We start from the raw sequence: 19,662 nt of genomic DNA on the forward strand, positions 1-19,662 counted from the left end.
AGTAAGTAGCGTGTTTGTATTATTTAATGATTCCGTTTTCTAAAATTTTAATAGTAGAAGTTACTTTCACATTAGCTTTTGAAAAGGCACTTGGCCAATCATCTTCGACAGTTTTCCATTCTTTATATTGAAATGCTCTCGCATAATCACCAAATCCGAATGGATCAAGTTGCTGTTTTTGAATGTTGTGGATTAATTCGTTTAAATCTTTGTTTAGTTGTTTTGTAATAAGTGCAGTTAATTTCTTTGTATCTTTATCTATATCCATATTGAATGTAATCTCAGATATGGCCACATTCAAATTCATTCCAACGTTGAACTTAAAATGGTTGTCATTATAGCCTGTGTTAATATAACGATTTATGCTAAAGACATTAATCGTTATAAAATCTTTTTCCTTTGTATCTTTTAGACGGTTATTATTTTTAACTGGAGCAGAAGGAATATGCATTGTAAGAGAGACCGGTGTATTAGCTTTTTCTTGTAACATAAGAAGAAGGGCACTTTCATATCGATTTAAGGACATCTTATAAATTCCACGAGAAGTTAAAAGTGCGGATCCAGTAACAGTAATTTCTTTCTTGTCTTTCTTTATTTCTGAAATTGCTGGTGTTATCCCTTTATTAAAAGTTTGTCTATGGAATTCATGAAATGTTGTATAAACTGTCCGATTGTATAATTTGTTTGTATTAATTAATTCAGTCAAATGTTCAGGGAGATCCGGTTTATCTTTAAAGTTATTATAAATTATAGAAGAAACTGGTCCTTGTACTGCTACAATACGCATATTACCAGTGTTTTTCGGATCTCGATACCAAACATCAAGATAGGGCATGGCCCCTTCTTGTTTCAAAAACGTATTGCTTAATAAGACGATTTGTAATTTTTCAGTAGATACTAAACCACTACTGGAACTATTAAACATCGCCTTTGCTTCTCTAGGTGTATGTACTTTTGTTTCATGTGTTTCGTACTTTTTCTCGACGTCCTTGTTAAAAACAGGTATTATTTGGTACACTTTCAGCATTTCTTTATTTTCTTTATCAAAACCGTAAACTAATGAGATGGATTGTTTTTCGAGATCCAGTCGATCTCCGCAGCCAGTCAAAAAGATTGTGAGGAAACAAAGTATAGTGAAATGAGTAAATCGTTTCATTTAAATGTTTCTCCTTTTCCAATACTGATAAAATGTAATGTATGAGAGGAATACGACCGGGAATAGAAAAACGATAAAATAACTGGCAGTTCCCCAGAAATCCCGTAAAGCATTGATTTGATAAGAAGAAGGGGTATAAAAAAGTAGGACGAAAATACACCCGAATAATAAAAGCCAAATAGGTAATGAACTGCCTTGTTTGTTAAGTAATTGATTGATTCCATCTGAAGCAGTGAAAATATAAGGAATGCAAGAATCAAAAATAATGAAGAGATAAAATGATAAAAATATAATTTCAAATCGCTCTAAGAATGAAAAATGAAATGGTGTAATGAGAGACAGAGTAGGCCATAAAAACTTCGTAATGCCATCTGGGCTAAAATAAACAAAAGAAACGAACGTAACTTGAAGATAAATAAATAGTGTAATTAAATTCGCAAGAACAATGCCTTTTTTTGCAGATGATTTGTTACTAAGATAAGGATAAAGGACAAATGCAAACTCAAATCCAAGAAACGCAATGATAGTTGATTTTACTGTATTTAAAACGGGTAACCACCCCTCTTTCAGAAGAGGAAGAAGGTATATCCAATGGCCATCTTTAAGTGGAATAAATAATAATAATGGCATCCAAATTGTAAAAAAAAGAGTGAAAACGGCATACCGACTTATAATGAGTACGCCTTTGCACGCCAACATAATCATTGGGATGGATAGCAAAATCATAATTAAAAACATAGGAGATCTAGGTAAAATCCAAATATGAACGATGTATAAGAGAGAGAATATTAAGGAAACAGCAGCAAGAACAGCATATAAAATCCAAAGAACCATCATTCCTTTTCCTAGCCATTTTCCAAGGTAACGTATTAACACATCAAGTAAAGTATAGCCAGGGTGTTTTGACATGATATGTACAATGCAAAGGCTAACTAAGATAGTTATAGCACATCCAATAATAACTGATATCCAACCGTCAGTATTGGCTCCTTCTGCAACTTCACGCGGAAGTGTAAGTAAACCGAATCCGACTTGAACACCACTAATAGTGAGAATGTATTGAAATAAAGTAATCTCCCTCTTTGCACGCTTCGTCACTTGTTTTCCTCCGTTTCTTCTACATTTCGTTGTCGATTTTCTTGTTTTAAGTTAAGGGATAGTGGGCGTTTCTTCATAATTTTCCACGGTAAACGTACAAGGGTATCTTTTAAATCCGAAGTAAATAAGGGAGAAAAAGGACTACCATAAGGAACACCGAGAGATTCCATGGACAGTATATGAATGATAATGATTGCCATCCCAACCATAATTCCAATGACGCCAAATAAAGAGGCACTTATCATCATTGGGAATCGAAGAAGCCGAATTCCTGCAGACATTTCCATGTTAGGAATAATGAAAGAAGCGACCGCGGTAATCGATACGACGATAACCATAACGTTACTGACAATTCCTGCTTGAACCGCAGCTTGTCCAATTACAATACCTCCTACAACACCGATTGTTTGTCCGACGGGACCAGGAAGCCGAACAGCAGCTTCACGAAGCATTTCAAGTACTAATTCCATTAACAATGCTTCTAGTATAGGGGGAAACGGAATTTTAGCTCGAGACTCTCCAATTGTTAATAATAACTTCAGTGGAATGACTTCATAATGAAAAGAAATCATAGCAATATAAAGAGCAGGAGCAAAAATTGCAATAAATAACCCGGTGAAACGAAGGAGTCGTATAAAAGATGGAATCATTGGCCTGAAGCTGTAATCATCTATCGTCTGAAAAAAATCTGAAAAGGTCATAGGGCCAATTAATACGCCTGGTGAGCGATCTACAACAACAGCGATTCGCCCATCTAGAATGTGATGGGCCGTTGTGTCAGGGCGTTCAGTGATGGATAATTGAGGAAAGAGAGTATAGGAATTATCTTCAACAAACCCTTCTAATTCTCCGGTAGTAATAATGGCGTCCACTTTTATTGATTCGATGCGGCATGCCATTTCTTGTACGACATCTTCGTTTGCAATATCTGCTAGATACAGCAAAAAAACCTTTGAAGTAGCTCTTTCACCAACAGTGAATTCCTTCACTTTCAATTCGCGATTTGGAATATATCTACGAATAAGTGCAAGACTGTCGCTCGCTACCTCATTAAATCCTTCGTGTGAGCTTTTTATGGAAGTTTCTGTTGTAGGTTCTTCAATACTTCTTTTTGGCGCCGATTGCGTATCTAGTTCTAATGCCATAAGTTGTCCATTTATGAATAAAATGCTTTTACCGTGTAAAAGGGACTGTTCAATGTCTGTCCACTGCTGAACTTTTTTTACATTTCCGATTGTAACGGAGGATTCCCAAAAATCGTCCTCATTCCACTCTTTAAATAGGAGGGGGCGAAGAATATCAATGTTAATAACAGTTTTATCTACAAGTCCTTCCATATATATAAGTGCAGCTTCTTGTCCGTTTTTTAACGGAAAAGTACGTGTAATTAATTCTGGAATACCGCTAAACAATTTGGACAAATGCTTTAGATTAAGGGAAAGAGAAGAAGAAATAGGTTTATTTAATGTATGATCAGCTTGCTCTTGTGCAGAAAAAGATTTTTCACCACGTATCCATTTGTTAAAAGATCCCATTTGTTTGCTTTCTCCTTGTTATTTTTTATCCCGCTATTTGCGGACAGCCCCACTGATTATAGTTTCATTTTATATGGGTTATTATGGATAGTTCCGCGCTGACATATGCGTAGTTTAAATTTTATATTGTATATTTCCACCTTTAACGCTATAATTATAGTGTTAAAGATGGAATCGTGATATGACCTGTTATGAATCTATCGTTTTATTTATGAATAAATGGATTGGTATTTTAGCAAGATGTGCTAATAAACTACTCCACCATGATAATAACGTGCCGAAATGTGGTGCGTATATTTTCGTGGTGGAGTTTTTTTTATTCTCAAAAAGGGGGAAAGACCATGAATAACAACATGGTTCATATTACAATTGACGGAAAAAAGTATACAGCGGAGCCTGGTTCAACGATATTGGGTGTTATTAATGAGAACGGGATTGAACATCCGCAAATTTGTTACGTGCCAGAAGTAGATCCTATTCAAACATGTGACACTTGTATTGTAGAGGTTGACGGAAAGTTAGTGCGCTCTTGTTCGGCAGTAGTGACAGAAGGGATGAACATTGAACGTAATTCTGCTCATGCCAAAGAAGCACAAACAGAGGCGATGGATCGGTTACTAGAAAATCATTTATTATACTGTACAGTATGTGACAACAACAATGGGAACTGTAAACTGCATAATACAGCAGAATTAATGGAAATCGAACATCAAAAATATCCTTATGAACCGAAAGTAGATGCAAGTGAAGTTGATATGACGCATCCGTTTTATCGTTATGACCCTAATCAATGTATTGCATGCGGTCAATGTGTTGAGGTGTGTCAAAACTTACAAGTAAATGAAACGTTATCAATAGACTGGGAAGCGGAACGCCCACGAGTTATTTGGGATGAAGGAGTAAATATAAATGATTCTTCATGCGTGAGCTGTGGTCAATGTGTAACCATTTGTCCTTGTAATGCTTTAATGGAGAAAACGATGCTCGGTGAAGCGGGATTTATGACGGGATTAAAACCAGATATTCTTGAACCGATGGTAGATTTAATTAAAGAAGTTGAGCCTGGATATAGCGGCATTTTTGCGGTATCAGAAGTGGAAGCGGCCATGCGTGATACTCGTACGAAAAAAACGAAAACAGTATGTACATTTTGTGGTGTAGGTTGTTCATTTGAAGTGTGGACGAAAGGGCGTAAAATTCTTAAAGTACAACCTTCTTCTGATGCGCCGGTTAACGCAATTTCTACTTGTGTAAAAGGAAAATTCGGTTGGGATTTCGTAAATTCTAAGGAACGAATTACGAAACCTTTAATTCGTAAAAATGGAGCGTTTGTTGAATCTACATGGGAAGAAGCACTGAATGTAGTTGCAAGTAAATTAGGATCGATTAAAGAAGAGTACGGTAAGGATGCTATCGGTTTTATTTCTTCATCAAAAATTACGAATGAAGACAATTATGTTATTCAAAAATTAGCTCGACAAGTATTTGAAACGAATAATATTGATAACTGCTCACGTTATTGTCAATCGCCAGCAACAGACGGATTATTCCGTACAATTGGTATGGGCGGAGATGCTGGAACGATTAAAGATATCGCAAAATCTGGTCTTGTTATGATTGTAGGTTGTAATCCGACAGAAGGTCATCCTGTTTTAGCTACACGTATTAAACGTGCGCATAAATTACACGGACAAAAATTAATTGTGGCTGATCTTCGGAGAACAGAAATGGCAGAGCGTTCAGACGTCTTTATTAGTCCAAAACAAGGAACAGATCAAGTATGGTTAATGGCTGTTACGAAATATATGATTGATCAAGGCTGGCACGATCAGCAATTTATTGATGCGAATGTAAACTTCTTTGAAGATTTCAAAGAGAGTCTTACAGAATATACACTTGAATATGCAGAAGAAATGACTGGTATTTCAAAAGAAACACTTATTCAAATGGCTGAAATGATTCGTGATGCAGATGGTACATGTATCCTTTGGGGTATGGGAGTAACGCAAAATACAGGTGGATCTGATACATCCGCTGCGATTTCAAACTTACTTCTTGCAACAGGTAATTATCGTCGTCCAGGTGCTGGTGCATATCCACTTCGAGGTCATAATAACGTACAAGGTGCTTGTGATATGGGTACTTTACCAGGATGGCTTCCAGGATATCAGCACGTTACTAACGATATGGAGCGCACGAAATTTGAAATGGCTTACGGAGTAAAAATTAATAGTGAACCAGGTCTTAATAATATTGAAATGCTTCATGCAATTGATGAAGGGGAAATGAAAGCTATGTATCTTGTTGGAGAGGATATGGCTCTTGTAGACTCTAATGCGAACCACGTACATGAAGTGTTATCAAGCCTTGATTTCTTCGTTGTGCAAGATGTTTTCTTATCTAAAACTGCTCAATATGCAGATGTTGTATTACCGGCAGCACCGTCTCTTGAGAAAGAAGGTACTTTCACAAATACAGAGCGCCGTGTACAAAGATTGTATCAAGTTCTTCCTACGCTTGGAGATGCGAAGCCAGACTGGTGGATTGTGCAGGAGATTGCGAATAAATTAGGTGCAAACTGGAATTATAGCCATCCAAGTGAAATTTTTGCTGAAATGGCAAGTTTATCACCACTATTCTCACAAGCAAATTATGAAGTACTTGAAGGGTGGAATAGTTTCCATTGGGGAAGTTTTGATGGAACGAATACGCCACTTCTGTTCCAAGATGGATTTAACTTCCCAGATAAAAGAGCTCGTTTTGCGATTGCTGATTGGGTACGTCCAGCTGAATTCCCAGCGGAGTTCGATCTTCACATTAATAACGGTCGTATGCTTGAGCATTTCCATGAAGGGAATATGACAAATAAATCAACAGGTATTCAAACGAAAGTACCTGGTGTGTTTGTTGAAATTTCTCCAGCGCTTGCAAAAGAACGTGGAGTGAAAACAGGTTCATTAGTTCGTCTTGTCTCTCCTTTTGGAGCATTAAAATTACGTGCGCTTGTAACAGACCGTGTAAAAGCGAATGAGTTATATTTACCGATGAACTCTACAGATAATGAAACAGCAATTAATTTCTTAACAGGTCCTGCTGTGGATGTACGTACAAATACACCTGCTTATAAACAGACGAAAGTGCGCATGGAAGTGCTAGAAGTTGATGGCGAAAATCCGATGCCAAAAGCAAATCCACGCAATAAAAAACGTCACCCTCAAGCTGGTATTGAAGTGGATCGTAAGTGGGCACGTCCAGGGTATGTGCATTTAACGGATAAGTAGGAGGAGAAAAATGTGGCTGCACCTATAAAAATGATTCAGAAACAAGAATTAACTGAGGAAGAAATAAAACAGCAAAAATTAGATGATTTAAAAGAGCTTCTAGCAAATAATGAAGACGCTCTAAATCAAATGTTTAATATAGTAGGGGAATTGAATGATATTGGCATGCTAGAAGCAGCTAATTCTATGCTAAAGGCGAAAGAACCAATCGCAAAAATTGTTCTTGGCCAAGTGACCCGTGAGCCTGTTACAAATTTAATTAATAATATGATGGGTGCTGCAGGTGCTTTAACAGAACTTGATCCGGAACTTACGAAAAAGCTTATAGGTAGCTTATTAGTAGGGCTAGAAGAAGGTAATGAACATCTAGAGAGTAATAAAAAAGTAGGGGTATTCGATCTTATGAAAGTATTGAAAGATCCAGACATTAACCGTGCCATCGGATTTGGGCTTCATTTCTTAAAAGGTATGGGTAAAGGGTTAAAAGACGAGTAACCTTCATGAAGTGAATCTTTTCGCCTAAATGATTGTATGAAATAGTTTGGGCGGAAGGCTCATTTTGGTAAAATATATAATAAAGTAAAATGAGGCTTTTGGGAGGAATAATTGTATGTCAAAAAAAGTACATGAATTTAATGATATGATACGAAAACTTCGAAAGGAACTTTTCGGAAAAGGACCAGAACGAATTCATACTGTTTTTGCTGAAAATATGGCGATTGCGACCCTTTATGGAAACTTAACACCTACTGAAAAATTCATTTCAAGTACGATGGACGGTGCGGAAATGGTTCATATGGCTAGAACGAAAATGATTCAAGAAGTGTATGCTGCGAATTCCCGTGAACATTTGGAGGAACTTGTTGGAGCGAAATTAGTGAATTTGTTTTCAGATATGAAAGTAGAAGAAGATATTGCAGTTTCGGTATTTGTTTTTGATAAAAATATAACGTGAGAGAAGGATACTGATCGTGAAACCGATACAGGTAGAAAGAGAAATCTTTCGTTATGAACAAGGGGCGTTTAAGCATATAGAGGACAGCATTGTAACAGAGTTTCCAGTCACGATTAAAATGAACGGACAGGAGTTTGTTACAATGGTTAGTACTCCAGAATATATAGAAGATATGGTAATAGGCTTTTTAGCATCTGAAGGAATTATTCGGAAGTATGAAGATATTGATGACATATGGGTACAAGAGAAAGAAGGATTTGTACATGTCACAACGAAAAAAGTGAATCCGTATTACGAACAAATGCAAAATAAACGTTATATTACTTCATGCTGTGGTATGAGTAGACAAGGGTTTGTGTTTGCAAATGATGCACTAAGCGCGAAGAAAATGAATGGCGTACATGTACAGGTTGCTGCAGAAGACTGCTTTCGGTTAATGAAAGAAATGCAGCAATCTGCAGAGACATTTCGTCATACAGGCGGCGTTCATAATGCATCTTTGTGTGATGTGAATGGCATTATTTTAAGCCGAATGGATATCGGTAGACATAATGCATTAGATAAAATTTACGGTTATTGCTTAAAAAATAATATTTCTATAAAAGATAAAATCATTGTTTTTAGTGGTCGTATTTCTTCGGAAATATTATTGAAAGTTGCAAAAATTGGTTGTGAAATTATACTGTCAAAATCAGCTCCAACAGAGTTGGCTTTGCAGCTAGCAGAAGAACTAGGTATTACTACGATAGGGTTTATTCGGAATGAATCCTTAAATGTATATACGCATCCAGAGCGTGTTTTAAATATAAAATAAGTAAAAGCGAGGCAATAAATATGAAATCTGTCACATTAGACAAACTACAACGTCCTTTAAAGGATTTACGTATTTCTGTTACTGATCGCTGTAATTTTCGCTGTCGTTATTGTATGCCAGAAGAAATATTTGGTCCTGATTATTCGTTTTTGTCTAATGATAAAATTTTATCTTTTGATGAGATTGAAAGGATAACACGTATTTTCGTTTCTTTAGGTGTGAGAAAGTTACGAATTACAGGCGGAGAACCGTTACTTCGAAGAGGTCTTCCACAGCTTATCGAGCGCCTTAATAAAATTGATGGTGTGGAGGATATCGGTTTAACAACCAATGGATCGTTACTTAAAAAGTTTGCTCCTGATTTATATAAGGCGGGTTTATCACGTGTGACAGTTAGTTTAGATTCCTTAGAAGAAGAGCGATTTTTCTATTTGAATGGTAATAGAAGCAAAGTGCAAAGAGTTTTGGAAGGAATACAGGCTGCAGCTGAAGTTGGTATGAAAATTAAAATAAACATGGTCGTTCAAAAGGGAAAAAACGAACAGGACATCTTGCAGATGGCACAATACTTTAAGGAAAATAAGCATATTCTTCGTTTTATTGAGTATATGGACGTTGGGAATTATAACGGTTGGGAATTAAAAGAGGTCGTCTCGAAACAAGAAATAGTAGATGCCATTCATCAAGTTATGCCATTAGAACGGATAGAAGCGAATTATGCAGGTGAAGTTGCGACTCGCTATCGTTATATTGGAAGTGATGAAGAGATAGGTATTATTTCATCAGTAACAGATTCCTTCTGTTCATCATGTACGAGAGCCCGTATTTCTGCAGAAGGAAAATTATATACTTGTTTGTTCGCTTCTAAAGGAACTGACTTGAGAGAACTGCTTCGATCTGAATACACTGGCGAGGAAATAACAGATGTCGTACGTGATATATGGAACAACCGAGAAGATCGTTATTCAGATGAACGCTTAAATCATACAAGTAAAAAAAGAGTGCCTAAAATTGAAATGTCACATATTGGTGGCTGATATATAAGAGTGACGCTTTGAGGAAGTATATACAAAATGGAAAGTATGCAACGTTTGTAGATTTTCTATTTTATAGTAAAAGTGATGATTGATATCTCTGTAAAAGATGTGCAGAGAAATTAAGCAGCATTCAAAAACCTTTATTTTGAGGAGGTTTTTTGAAGCTGCTTTTTTATTTGGAGAAAATGGAGGAATGGGTAATGGCATTTCATAAACCGGAACAAATTGCTGAACTCGTAATTGAGGCCGGTGTTCAAAAAGTAAGTCAGACGTTGCCAGCAATGCTTATTCTCGGTTTTTTAGGAGGAGCGTTTATTTCGTTAGGTTTTTTGCTTAATATTCGCGTTTTAGGTAATTTACCTGAGCGCTGGGGTAGTTTAGTCAATGTTTTAGGAGGAGCGGTTTTTCCTGTTGGATTAATGCTCGTCGTATTAGCAGGAGGAGAATTAATTACTGGAAATATGATGTCACTGTCTATGGCGCTTTATGCAAAGAAAATTACATTGGTAAGTGTGTTAAATAATTGGGTTTGGATTACTTTCATGAATTTCGTAGGAGCTATTTTCGTAGCGTATTGTTTCGGTCATCTTGGCGGATTAACAGAGGGAGATTATTTAAATAAAACAGTAGCGATAGCGGAAGGAAAATTACATGAATCATTTGGGAGAACTTTAATTTTAGCAATTGGATGTAATTGGCTCGTTTGTCTTGCACTTTGGCTCGCTTATGGGACGAGTGATTTGGTCGGAAAAATAATCGGAATTTGGATTCCGATTATGGCATTTGTAGTGATTGGATTTCAGCAAGTGGTAGCAAATATGTTTGTTATTTCGGCAGTTATTTTTGCAGGGCATCTGACGTGGATGGATCTTGCTAGAAATTTTGTTCCTGTTTTTATCGGAAATGTAATTGGGGGAGCTGGATTTGTTGGATTTGCTTACTTTGCTTGTTATCAAAAACAACATTCTAATATGAAATAGAGTTCGTGAGAGGAAGGGTATGTAATGGCTAAGCGGTATTCACGACAACAGTTGTTCAAACCGATTGGGAGTAAAGGACAAGAAAAAATTCGAAATAAACATGTGTTAATTGTAGGAGCAGGCGCATTAGGAAGTGCAAGTGCCGAAAGTTTCGTACGTGCAGGTATTGGCAAGTTGACGATTATTGATCGTGACTACGTTGAATGGAGCAATTTACAAAGGCAACAACTGTACTCTGAACAAGATGCGAGAGAGAAAATACCGAAAGCAATTGCTGCTAAAAATCGGTTAGAGCAAATTAATTCGGAAGTACACATAGATGCTTTCGTAATGGATGCAAGTGCAGAAAACATGGAAGACCTATTAAAAAGGGTAGATGTAATAATTGACGCAACAGATAATTTCGATATTCGATTTGTAATAAATGACTTATCACAAAAACATAATATTCCGTGGGTATACGGTTCTTGCGTTGGATCGTACGGTATGAGTTATACGGTTATTCCGCAAGAGAAACCATGTTTACATTGTGTGCTGAAGAATGTTCCTGTTACTGGTGTGACATGTGATACCGCTGGAATTATTAGCCCGACTGTCCAAATCGTCGCAGCGTATCAAGTGGCGGAAGCATTCAAAATTTTAGTAGGAGATTTCTCGGCAGTTAGAAAAACATTTTTCATGTTTGATATATGGAGTAATCAAAACCATTTTATAAAACTAGGGAAAATCAAAACAGACGATTGCCCTTCGTGCGGCTTAAATCGAACTTATCCTTATTTATCATACGAAAACCAAACGAAGGTAGCTGCTTTATGCGGAAGAAATACAGTACAAATTAGACCAGTAGAAAATAGAACGTACGATTTTGACGATATAGAAAAAGTATTTAACAAACTGGGGAAAGTAGATCAGAATCCGTATTTACTATCTTGCCAAATAGACGATTACCGCGTCGTTATTTTTCGGGATGGTCGTGTTTTCATTCATGGTACAAATGATATTTCGAAAGCAAAACAATTATATTATCGTGTATTCGGTTAACAGAAAGGGTTGTCAATAATGGAAAAAAGAGTGCCAATTACGGTTGAAGAAGCTGTTCGTAAAGTAATGGGATTTGCTAATGAGGGGTTAAAGGAGCTACTGCCTATTGAATTAGCTTACGGACGTATATTAGCAGAAGATTTAGTAGCTGACCATGATGTACCTTCATTCAATCGTTCACCGTATGATGGATTTGCTATTAGAGCAGAAGATACGAATGTAGCAAGTTATGAAACGCCAATTGTGCTTGAAGTAGTTGGTGAAATTGGCGCGGGATCACTATTCCACGAGAAAGTAGGTCCGTTTCAAGCAGTTCGAATTATGACAGGAGCACAAATTCCGAATGGGTGTGATGCGGTTGTTATGTTAGAGCTGACTCGTCAATATGAGGAGACTGGCAATAATTATATAGAAGTGAAGCGATCATTCAAAACGGGCGACAATATTTCTTTTCAAGGTGAAGACGCTCGTAAAGGAACGGTTCTTGCAAAGAAAGGATCATACATTCATCCAGGTATTTCAGCTCTTCTTGCTACGTTCGGGTATAACGAGGTGCCTGTGGCGAGAAAGCCTGTAATTGGATTGTTAGCGACTGGTAGTGAATTACTTGATGTAAATGATTCATTACAGCCAGGGAAAATCCGAAATAGTAATACGTATATGATATTGTCTCAAATTCGCAGAGCGGGTGGCAGAGTAAAATGTTTTGGGAAGTTTAGCGATGATTTTCATACATGTTTTACAGCTGTAAAAGAAGCACTAAGCCAAGTAGATATGCTCATTACAACAGGCGGTGTATCAGTAGGAGATTACGATTATTTACCAGCTATATATGAAAAATTAGGTGCCTCTGTTCTTTTTAATAAAGTTGCAATGCGACCAGGGAGTGTTACGACTGTAGCACAATTAAATGGCAAGCTATTATTTGGTTTATCAGGAAACCCATCTGCTTGTTACGTAGGGTTTGAATTATTTGTAAGACCTTGTATTCGGACGTATATGTTTAGTGAAAAAGCACATGTAAAAAGAGAAAAAGCATTATTAGGAGAAGATTTCCTGAAACCAAACCCATTTACAAGATTTGTACGAGCAAAACTGGCATATAAGGAAGGACAGTTAATCGCTTATCCGTCAGGGTTTGATAAATCTAGCTCGGTTTCTTCATTAGCAGAGACAAATATATTTATTGTACTTCCAGGTGGTACGAGAGGTTACAAAAAAGATATGTTCGTAGATGTTCTTTTGCTGGAAGATAATGAAGGTAGTGAATGGTCTTGGACGATTTGTAAAGTGAGAGGTGGTTCTAGTGGGACAAGCGCTATTTGAGATTGTAGATATACCGATTGTAGTTGAAGAAGTAACGAATAAAGTCGCAAGAAGAGAAGCAGGTGCAATTACAACATTTATTGGTACGGTGAGAGAATTAACAAAAGGAAAACGAACACTATATTTAGAGTATGAAGCATATAAACCGATGGCAGTAAAACAACTTACGAAAATTGGTAAAGAGATTAATGATAAGTGGCCGGATGCCAAAGTAGCAATTACACATCGTGTAGGGCGGCTAGAAATCATGGATATTGCGGTAGTCATTGCAGTTTCATCACCGCATCGTAAAGTAGCGTATGAAGCGAATGAATACGCGATTGAACGGATAAAACGAATCGTCCCAATTTGGAAAAAAGAATTTTGGGAAGATGGAACGATGTGGATTGGAGATCAGCTTGAAAATACGGCATATCCAGAAGGAAAACCGAAGAAGGAAGAATGAGAAGATGATTACAATTTTATTGTTCGCAAATTTGCGTGAGGAAGTCGGATCGGATCGATTCGTAATTTTTGAAAAACAAGAAATGACAGTTCAGCAATTAAAAGAATGGCTCAAAGCAAACTATTGTTTACAATCGCTTGATAGAGTGATGGTGGCTGTTAATGAAGAGTTTGTAACGAATGAAGAGATGATAAAAGCTGGAGATATAGTCGCATTAATCCCGCCTGTTAGCGGGGGATAAAAAGCTTTTTTGCCAAGAAAATGTTGTATATAAATTCGAATACGAGAAGGGATGAGTGCTATGATTACGCAAGAACAAATAATGAACGCATTAAAACATGTAGAGGATCCGGAGTTACACAAAAGTATTGTAGAATTAAATATGGTTAGAAATATACAAATGAATGGAACAGAGGTTAAACTTGAAGTAGTGCTAACGATTCAAGGTTGTCCATTAAAGGCAAAAATTCAACAAGATGTGGAAGAGTCTCTTCAGGCAATTGGTGCATCTAAAGTAGATTTGACATTTGGTTCTATGACACAAGAAGAACGAGCTGCGCTAACAGAGAAGTTAAAGAAGAATACTAGAACAGAAACGGGAATGCCGAGTATGCTTCGCCTGGATTCAGGGGTACGATTTATTACTGTAACGAGCGGTAAAGGTGGAGTTGGAAAATCAACGGTGACAATTAACCTTGCAACTGCTTTAGCTCGTATGGGCAAAAAAGTGGGGATATTAGATGCAGATATATATGGTTTTAGCATTCCAGCTATGATGGAAACGAATCAAAAAACGACGATGATTGATCAAACAGCAATTCCAGTTGTTAGTCACGGTGTTAAAATTATGTCGATGGGATTTTTTACGGAAGGAAATACCCCGGTTATGTGGCGCGGACCGATGTTAAATAAATGGATTCAAAATTTCCTTGCGAATACACACTGGGGAGAATTAGATTATTTACTTCTTGATTTACCACCTGGTACAGGAGATGTTGCTATTGATGTTGCAGCAATGATCCCACAGGCTCAAGAAATTATCGTTACAACACCACACAATGTAGCTTCATTCGTAGCATCTAGAGTAGGTGTAATGGCAAAACATACGAAACACGAGATTTTAGGGATTGTAGAAAATATGGCTTATTATGAAGAACAAGATGGATCAAAAAATTATCTCTTCGGAAAAGGTGGAGGCGAAATGCTTGCAGAACAATTGCAAACAGAAGTGATCGCACAAATACCTTTTGCAAAACGAGAAGAAAATAACGGCTCATCTGTATATGATGAAGAATCTCTTGTAGGAGAAGTGTTTACATCGTTAGCGGAAGATATTATTTATAGAGGATAGAGGGGGAAGTTTAGTATGGCGTGTAATATCGATCATTCTATGGAAGATGTAATGAATAAGCTTGAAAGTCAGAAGGTTTTTTTACCGGAAGGGATTTTTATAGGATTGAAGGGATTTTTGCAACGTAATCATTCACAGGAGATATTAAATGATGTCTTTCATCTTCTAAAGAAGTATGACTTAGTTAGTGAAGAAGAACGAGAGATGAGAAATACTCAATTATTGCTGATTATAAAATAAATACACGTTTGCTTTTGTTTTGTAACAGGAGGCGTATATGTAATGGATATGAAAAAGATGATTGAAATGGTAGAAGCAACTAAAGTGACTGACGAAGAATTATCGATTTCTACTTTACATCAAAAGCTTGTGAAGTTGTATAGTCAAAAAGATAGTGTAGAGTATACGGAGCTATTAAAATGTATTTTATCATTATCCGTGCAGATGGATTTACATTTCGTATTGAAATATTTTGGGGTGCGACCAGTTGTTGCTTCAGATGAGCGCATGCAATTTCAAGGGATATTTAAATGTCTAGCTAACAAAGATGAAAATGGCGAATGGTTTCTAAATTTCGTTTCTTTATATGTAGGACTAATTGTAGTTCTTCATTTTGATGAAAAAGAGATTGAGAGAAGTTTTTTCGATGATATGGCAGTGGGTGAGGGGAATGCAATATAAGATTCTGTTCATAACATCTTTCTATTTAATTGCTTTAACTGCAATTTTAGTTGGTTATTTAAATATAAAGGTAACTAATTAATAAAAAGTGTTCTTCAGTTGTTTCCATCGTTTTTTCATGTTACCATTAAGCGAATTTTTCATAGGGAGAGAAAGCGATGAAATGGACTTATTTCATTATTATTAACGTTATAGCTTTTAGCCTTATGGGGCTTGATAAACGAAAAGCGAAGAAAAAACAGTGGAGAACGCCAGAAAGTACGTTGTTTTTATCAGCGGCAGCTGGAGGCGCAGTTGGTGCTTGGATCGGTATGTATATGTTTCGCCATAAAACACATAAAAAGAAATTTGTTTTCGGTATACCGTTACTTGTCGTTATAACAGTATGTTTACTTTTTGCTGTATGAGAAATGTCGAAAGAATTGCAGATTGATTATTGGTAAAGTGAGCATGCGGGACCGTATAATGGAGAAAAATGAGAAGAGGAGAAAAGGGAAGATGGAGAGTCAATCAGCACAGCAAAAAAAAGGGATTATATATGCGGCTGGTGCATATACGATGTGGGGAATCCTACCAATCTATTGGAAATGGGTTGAGGAAGTTCCGGCAGATGAAATATTAGCACACCGCATCGTTTGGGCGTTTGTTTTTATGTTACTTGTATTAGGTGTTACGAAAAGGTTTCGTCAGTTTATTGGGGAGTTCGTGAATCTTTTTAAACGACCTAAATTATTAATGTCATTAACAATAGCTTCAGTCTTGATTAGCGGAAACTGGTTTGTTTACATATGGGCCGTTAATCATAATCATGTCATTGAAGCGAGTCTTGGCTATTATATTAATCCTCTTATTAGTATTTTACTTGGTACAGTCGTTTTAAAGGAAAAGTTAAACTTTTGGCAATATGTTGCAGTTGGGCTAGCTGGGGTAGGGGTTATCATTTTAACAGTGCGTTTCGGATCTATTCCGTGGGTTTCTTTATCACTTGCCTTTTCATTTGGATTATATGGATTAACAAAAAAATTGTTAAACTATGATGCGACAATTGGTCTTACGATGGAAACAATGTTAGTGACGCCGTTTGCGATTATCTATCTCGTTATGACAGGAGCGCATGGATTCGGTTCATTTGGATCTATTTCCATGTTATCGACGTTACTATTAATAGGAGCAGGCATTGTTACAGCTTTACCACTTTTTTATTTTGCAAAAGGAGCACAACTTATTCCGCTCTATATGGTAGGTTTTTTACAATATATTGCGCCAACAATTAGTTTAATTTTAGGTGTATTCGTATTTGGTGAACATTTCACATCTACTCATATGATGGCATTTTTCTGTATATGGGTTGCATTATTTGTGTTTTCAATAGCGAAAACAAAGTTTTTAGTGCAGAAACAACCGAAATTTATAAAAAATAAATCAGCAAAAGTATCATAATGCGTAGTATTTTCTACGCATTTTTCTTTATACTGATACTATATAGATTTCCATTATAGTCAGTAGGGAGCTGAGAACGTGGAAACAATTTTACATAATGATCCGCTTATGGCCGCTGTAATTTCATGGTTTCTAGCACAATTAACGAAAGTAGTCTTTAAATTATTCAAAACGGGTGAATTTGATTTTGCAAAGTTTTTCGCTTCAGGTGGGATGCCGAGTTCTCATGCTTCAACTGTTACAGCACTTGCGACAGGTGTTGGCGTTGTGGAAGGTGTGGAAAGTACTTTATTTGCTATTGCTGCTATCTTTGCAATAATTGTTATGTATGATGCTTCAGGAGTAAGACTTGCAGTTAGTAAGCAAGCGAAAATATTGAATGAGTTCTTTCACGGTAGACAAACAGAATATAAGAAGTTAAATGAACTTGTCGGGCATACACCGTATGAAGTAGTAGTCGGTGCTTTAGTAGGGATTATTGTCGGAGTGGGATATTGCTTATGAGCAGAACATTTTATATGTTCTGTTTTTCTTTATTTTCATACATATTTAGCTACCTTTTTGAATATCGTTATACGGATTTCGAAAGGGTGGGTGAGTAATTTGTTATTATATGAAAAAGTGCATGAAGAAATAGCGAGAAGAACAACTGCACTTCAAACGATGCAACGGCAAGATGGTACGTGGCAGTTTTGTTTTGAAGGAGCACCATTAACAGATTGCCATATGATTTTTTTATTAAAATTATTAGGTAGAGATAAAGAGATAGAACCGTTTGTAAAAAGATTAGCATCACTTCAAACAAATGAAGGAACATGGAAGTTGTATGAAGATGAAGTGGGTGGCAATTTATCTGCTACAATTCAATCTTATGCTGCCTTACTAGCTTCAAAAAAATATACAAAAGAAGATGCGAATATGAGGCGAGCCGAAATGTTTATTAAGGAACGTGGAGGCGTGGCGCGTGCTCATTTTATGACGAAGTTTTTATTAGCAATTCATGGAGAATATGAATACCCTTCGCTCTTTCATTTGCCAACACCGATTATGTTTCTGCAAAATGATTCACCCCTCAGTATATTTGAATTGAGTAGCTCAGCACGTATCCATTTAATTCCGATGATGGTTTGTTTAAATAAAAGATTTCGAGTAGGAAAAAAGTTACTGCCAAATTTAAATCATATCGCAGGCGGGGGCGGGGAATGGTTTCGGGAGGAGAGGTCTCCGTTGTTTCAAACGTTATTAGGTGATGTAAAACAAATCATATCGTATCCACTTTCTTTACACCACAAAGGATATGAGGAAGTCGAACGTTTTATGAAAGAGCGTATTGATGAAAATGGAACGTTATATAGTTACGCAACTGCCTCATTTTATATGATTTATGCTTTACTCGCGTTAGGACATTCTCTTCAATCATCGATGATTCAAAAAGCTATAGCTGGGATAACATCTTATATATGGAAGATGGAAAGAGGGGATCATTTGCAAAACTCTCCTTCAACTGTATGGGATACGGCTTTACTCAGCTATACGTTACAAGAGGCACACGCTTCGAAAGATAATAAGATGATTCAACATGCAGCAACATATGTATTAAAAAAACAACATACAAAAAAAGCTGATTGGAGCATACATGCTCCGGCGCTGACTCCAGGCGGTTGGGGTTTTTCGGATGTAAATACGACAATTCCAGATGTCGATGATACAACAGCTGTGCTAAGAGCGTTGGCAAGAAGTAGAGGGAACGAAAATGTAGATAATGCTTGGAAGAAAGGGGTCAATTGGGTTAAAGGATTACAAAATAATGATGGTGGCTGGGCAGCGTTTGAAAAAGGTGTGACAAGCAATTTATTAGCAAATTTACCAATCGAAAATGCAAGCGATATGATTACAGATCCCTCTACACCAGATATTACAGGAAGAGTGTTAGAGCTTTTCGGGACATATGCGCAAAATGAATTGCCTGAGAAGCAAAAACAAAGTGCGATAAATTGGTTAATGAATGTACAAGAGAAAAATGGATCATGGTACGGGAAATGGGGGATTTGTTATATATATGGTACGTGGGCGGTGATGACAGGTTTACGGTCACTCGGAATTCCATCTAGCAATCCTTCATTGAAAAGAGCAGCTTTATGGCTGGAACATATACAGCATGAAGATGGTGGGTGGGGAGAATCGTGCCACAGTAGTGTGGAAAAAAGGTTCGTTACTTTACCATTTAGTACACCATCCCAAACAGCGTGGGCATTAGATGCTCTCATTTCTTACCATGATAAAGAAACACCAACTATTCGAAAAGGTATTTCATATTTGCTTGCGAATCCTTATGTGAATGAAAAATATCCTACCGGAACAGGTTTGCCAGGCGGGTTTTATATTCGCTATCATAGCTATGCATATATATATCCGCTACTTACTTTAGCACATTATATAAAAAAATATAGAAAATAAACCGAGAGGATGTCTCTCGGTTTATTTTGTTGGGTAGTAGGTCCCTGTTGAAAAGAATAAGGTTG

At 36.8% G+C, this 19,662-nt stretch carries 20 protein-coding genes; 17 read left to right on the forward strand and 3 right to left on the reverse strand.

Annotated features, from left to right (window positions below):
* Positions 1–19: 19 nt before the first annotated feature.
* The 3 genes from KVT31_RS15685 to KVT31_RS15695 are packed head-to-tail and all read right to left on the reverse strand — an operon-like array spanning position 20 to position 3,789.
* A complete protein-coding gene (locus KVT31_RS15685) occupies positions 20–1,156 on the reverse strand; it encodes a Ger(x)C family spore germination protein (protein ID WP_088097271.1) in 1,137 nt (378 codons plus the stop codon).
* On the reverse strand, positions 1,157–2,254 hold the full coding sequence (locus KVT31_RS15690; RefSeq protein WP_088097270.1) for an endospore germination permease: 1,098 nt from the start codon (positions 2,252–2,254) through the stop codon (positions 1,157–1,159).
* A complete protein-coding gene (locus KVT31_RS15695; RefSeq protein ID WP_088097269.1) occupies positions 2,251–3,789 on the reverse strand; it encodes a spore germination protein in 1,539 nt (512 codons plus the stop codon). Before KVT31_RS15695 ends, KVT31_RS15690 begins: the two co-directional genes overlap by 4 nt.
* 341 nt (positions 3,790–4,130) lie before the next feature.
* Between KVT31_RS15695 and fdhF the strand changes: the two genes are divergently transcribed.
* The 17 genes from fdhF to KVT31_RS15780 all read left to right on the forward strand — a co-directional run bounded on the left by fdhF (position 4,131) and on the right by KVT31_RS15780 (position 19,597).
* Positions 4,131–7,070, forward strand: coding sequence for a formate dehydrogenase subunit alpha (gene fdhF, locus KVT31_RS15700; RefSeq protein WP_088097268.1), 2,940 nt, complete (start codon positions 4,131–4,133; stop codon positions 7,068–7,070).
* A gap of 12 nt (positions 7,071–7,082) precedes the next feature.
* Positions 7,083–7,565: a helical membrane plugin domain-containing protein gene (locus KVT31_RS15705; protein WP_042514764.1), complete on the forward strand. Its 483-nt coding sequence runs from the start codon at positions 7,083–7,085 to the stop codon at positions 7,563–7,565.
* Positions 7,566–7,680: 115 nt separating this feature from the next.
* Complete coding sequence (locus tag KVT31_RS15710; protein ID WP_000039582.1) at positions 7,681–8,025, forward strand: Na-translocating system protein MpsC family protein; 345 nt, start codon at positions 7,681–7,683, stop codon at positions 8,023–8,025.
* Positions 8,026–8,041: 16 nt separating this feature from the next.
* A complete protein-coding gene (gene fdhD / locus KVT31_RS15715; protein WP_088097267.1) occupies positions 8,042–8,839 on the forward strand; it encodes a formate dehydrogenase accessory sulfurtransferase FdhD in 798 nt (265 codons plus the stop codon).
* A gap of 20 nt (positions 8,840–8,859) precedes the next feature.
* Complete coding sequence (gene moaA, locus KVT31_RS15720) at positions 8,860–9,876, forward strand: GTP 3',8-cyclase MoaA (protein ID WP_088097266.1); 1,017 nt, start codon at positions 8,860–8,862, stop codon at positions 9,874–9,876.
* 200 nt (positions 9,877–10,076) lie between these two features.
* The gene (locus KVT31_RS15725) at positions 10,077–10,856 is read left to right on the forward strand and encodes a formate channel (protein WP_033662741.1); all 780 of its coding nucleotides are present in this window, start codon (positions 10,077–10,079) and stop codon (positions 10,854–10,856) included.
* Between the two features lie 24 nt (positions 10,857–10,880).
* Positions 10,881–11,897 (forward strand): molybdopterin-synthase adenylyltransferase MoeB, encoded by a 1,017-nt coding sequence (locus KVT31_RS15730; protein ID WP_088097265.1) that lies wholly within the window; start codon positions 10,881–10,883, stop codon positions 11,895–11,897.
* 18 nt (positions 11,898–11,915) lie between these two features.
* The gene (moeA, locus tag KVT31_RS15735) at positions 11,916–13,223 is read left to right on the forward strand and encodes a molybdopterin molybdotransferase MoeA (RefSeq protein ID WP_088097264.1); all 1,308 of its coding nucleotides are present in this window, start codon (positions 11,916–11,918) and stop codon (positions 13,221–13,223) included.
* Positions 13,204–13,668 (forward strand): molybdopterin synthase catalytic subunit MoaE, encoded by a 465-nt coding sequence (moaE, locus tag KVT31_RS15740; protein ID WP_088097263.1) that lies wholly within the window; start codon positions 13,204–13,206, stop codon positions 13,666–13,668. The genes moeA and moaE overlap by 20 nt, the downstream gene beginning before the upstream one ends.
* Positions 13,669–13,672: 4 nt before the next feature.
* A complete protein-coding gene (moaD, locus tag KVT31_RS15745) occupies positions 13,673–13,909 on the forward strand; it encodes a molybdopterin converting factor subunit 1 (protein WP_088097262.1) in 237 nt (78 codons plus the stop codon).
* Between the two features lie 60 nt (positions 13,910–13,969).
* The gene (locus KVT31_RS15750; protein WP_088097261.1) at positions 13,970–15,019 is read left to right on the forward strand and encodes a P-loop NTPase; all 1,050 of its coding nucleotides are present in this window, start codon (positions 13,970–13,972) and stop codon (positions 15,017–15,019) included.
* A gap of 15 nt (positions 15,020–15,034) precedes the next feature.
* Entirely contained in the window at positions 15,035–15,259 is a 225-nt protein-coding gene (locus KVT31_RS15755; RefSeq protein WP_088097260.1) for a group-specific protein, read from the forward strand.
* Between the two features lie 42 nt (positions 15,260–15,301).
* Positions 15,302–15,700, forward strand: coding sequence for a hypothetical protein (locus KVT31_RS15760; protein WP_088097259.1), 399 nt, complete (start codon positions 15,302–15,304; stop codon positions 15,698–15,700).
* A 158-nt stretch (positions 15,701–15,858) separates the two neighbouring features.
* Positions 15,859–16,107, forward strand: a complete 249-nt coding sequence (locus KVT31_RS15765; RefSeq protein ID WP_088097258.1) for a DUF1294 domain-containing protein — start codon at positions 15,859–15,861, stop codon at positions 16,105–16,107.
* A 91-nt stretch (positions 16,108–16,198) separates the two neighbouring features.
* Positions 16,199–17,140, forward strand: a complete 942-nt coding sequence (gene rarD / locus KVT31_RS15770; RefSeq protein WP_088097257.1) for an EamA family transporter RarD — start codon at positions 16,199–16,201, stop codon at positions 17,138–17,140.
* 78 nt (positions 17,141–17,218) lie between these two features.
* A complete protein-coding gene (locus KVT31_RS15775) occupies positions 17,219–17,644 on the forward strand; it encodes a divergent PAP2 family protein (RefSeq protein ID WP_000447816.1) in 426 nt (141 codons plus the stop codon).
* Between the two features lie 99 nt (positions 17,645–17,743).
* Positions 17,744–19,597: a terpene cyclase/mutase family protein gene (locus KVT31_RS15780; RefSeq protein ID WP_217613533.1), complete on the forward strand. Its 1,854-nt coding sequence runs from the start codon at positions 17,744–17,746 to the stop codon at positions 19,595–19,597.
* The last annotated feature ends 65 nt before the right edge of the window (positions 19,598–19,662 follow it).

This window comes from Bacillus sp. GbtcB14 (genome assembly GCF_019091205.1).
GTDB classification, from domain to species: domain Bacteria; phylum Bacillota; class Bacilli; order Bacillales; family Bacillaceae_G; genus Bacillus_A; species Bacillus_A cereus_AG.

Bases quoted from the DNA above. Each gene is read 5' to 3' on its own strand.
- KVT31_RS15685 (WP_088097271.1), bottom strand. From the start codon at position 1,156: ATGAAACGATTTACTCATTTCACTATACTTTGTTTCCTCACAATCTTT.
- KVT31_RS15695 (WP_088097269.1), bottom strand. From the start codon at position 3,789: ATGGGATCTTTTAACAAATGGATACGTGGTGAAAAATCTTTTTCTGCA.
- fdhF (WP_088097268.1), top strand. From the start codon at position 4,131: ATGAATAACAACATGGTTCATATTACAATTGACGGAAAAAAGTATACA.
- KVT31_RS15710 (WP_000039582.1), top strand. From the start codon at position 7,681: ATGTCAAAAAAAGTACATGAATTTAATGATATGATACGAAAACTTCGA.
- moaA (WP_088097266.1), top strand. From the start codon at position 8,860: ATGAAATCTGTCACATTAGACAAACTACAACGTCCTTTAAAGGATTTA.
- KVT31_RS15725 (WP_033662741.1), top strand. From the start codon at position 10,077: ATGGCATTTCATAAACCGGAACAAATTGCTGAACTCGTAATTGAGGCC.
- KVT31_RS15730 (WP_088097265.1), top strand. From the start codon at position 10,881: ATGGCTAAGCGGTATTCACGACAACAGTTGTTCAAACCGATTGGGAGT.
- moeA (WP_088097264.1), top strand. From the start codon at position 11,916: ATGGAAAAAAGAGTGCCAATTACGGTTGAAGAAGCTGTTCGTAAAGTA.
- moaD (WP_088097262.1), top strand. From the start codon at position 13,673: ATGATTACAATTTTATTGTTCGCAAATTTGCGTGAGGAAGTCGGATCG.
- KVT31_RS15750 (WP_088097261.1), top strand. From the start codon at position 13,970: ATGATTACGCAAGAACAAATAATGAACGCATTAAAACATGTAGAGGAT.
- KVT31_RS15755 (WP_088097260.1), top strand. From the start codon at position 15,035: ATGGCGTGTAATATCGATCATTCTATGGAAGATGTAATGAATAAGCTT.
- KVT31_RS15760 (WP_088097259.1), top strand. From the start codon at position 15,302: ATGGATATGAAAAAGATGATTGAAATGGTAGAAGCAACTAAAGTGACT.
- KVT31_RS15765 (WP_088097258.1), top strand. From the start codon at position 15,859: ATGAAATGGACTTATTTCATTATTATTAACGTTATAGCTTTTAGCCTT.
- rarD (WP_088097257.1), top strand. From the start codon at position 16,199: ATGGAGAGTCAATCAGCACAGCAAAAAAAAGGGATTATATATGCGGCT.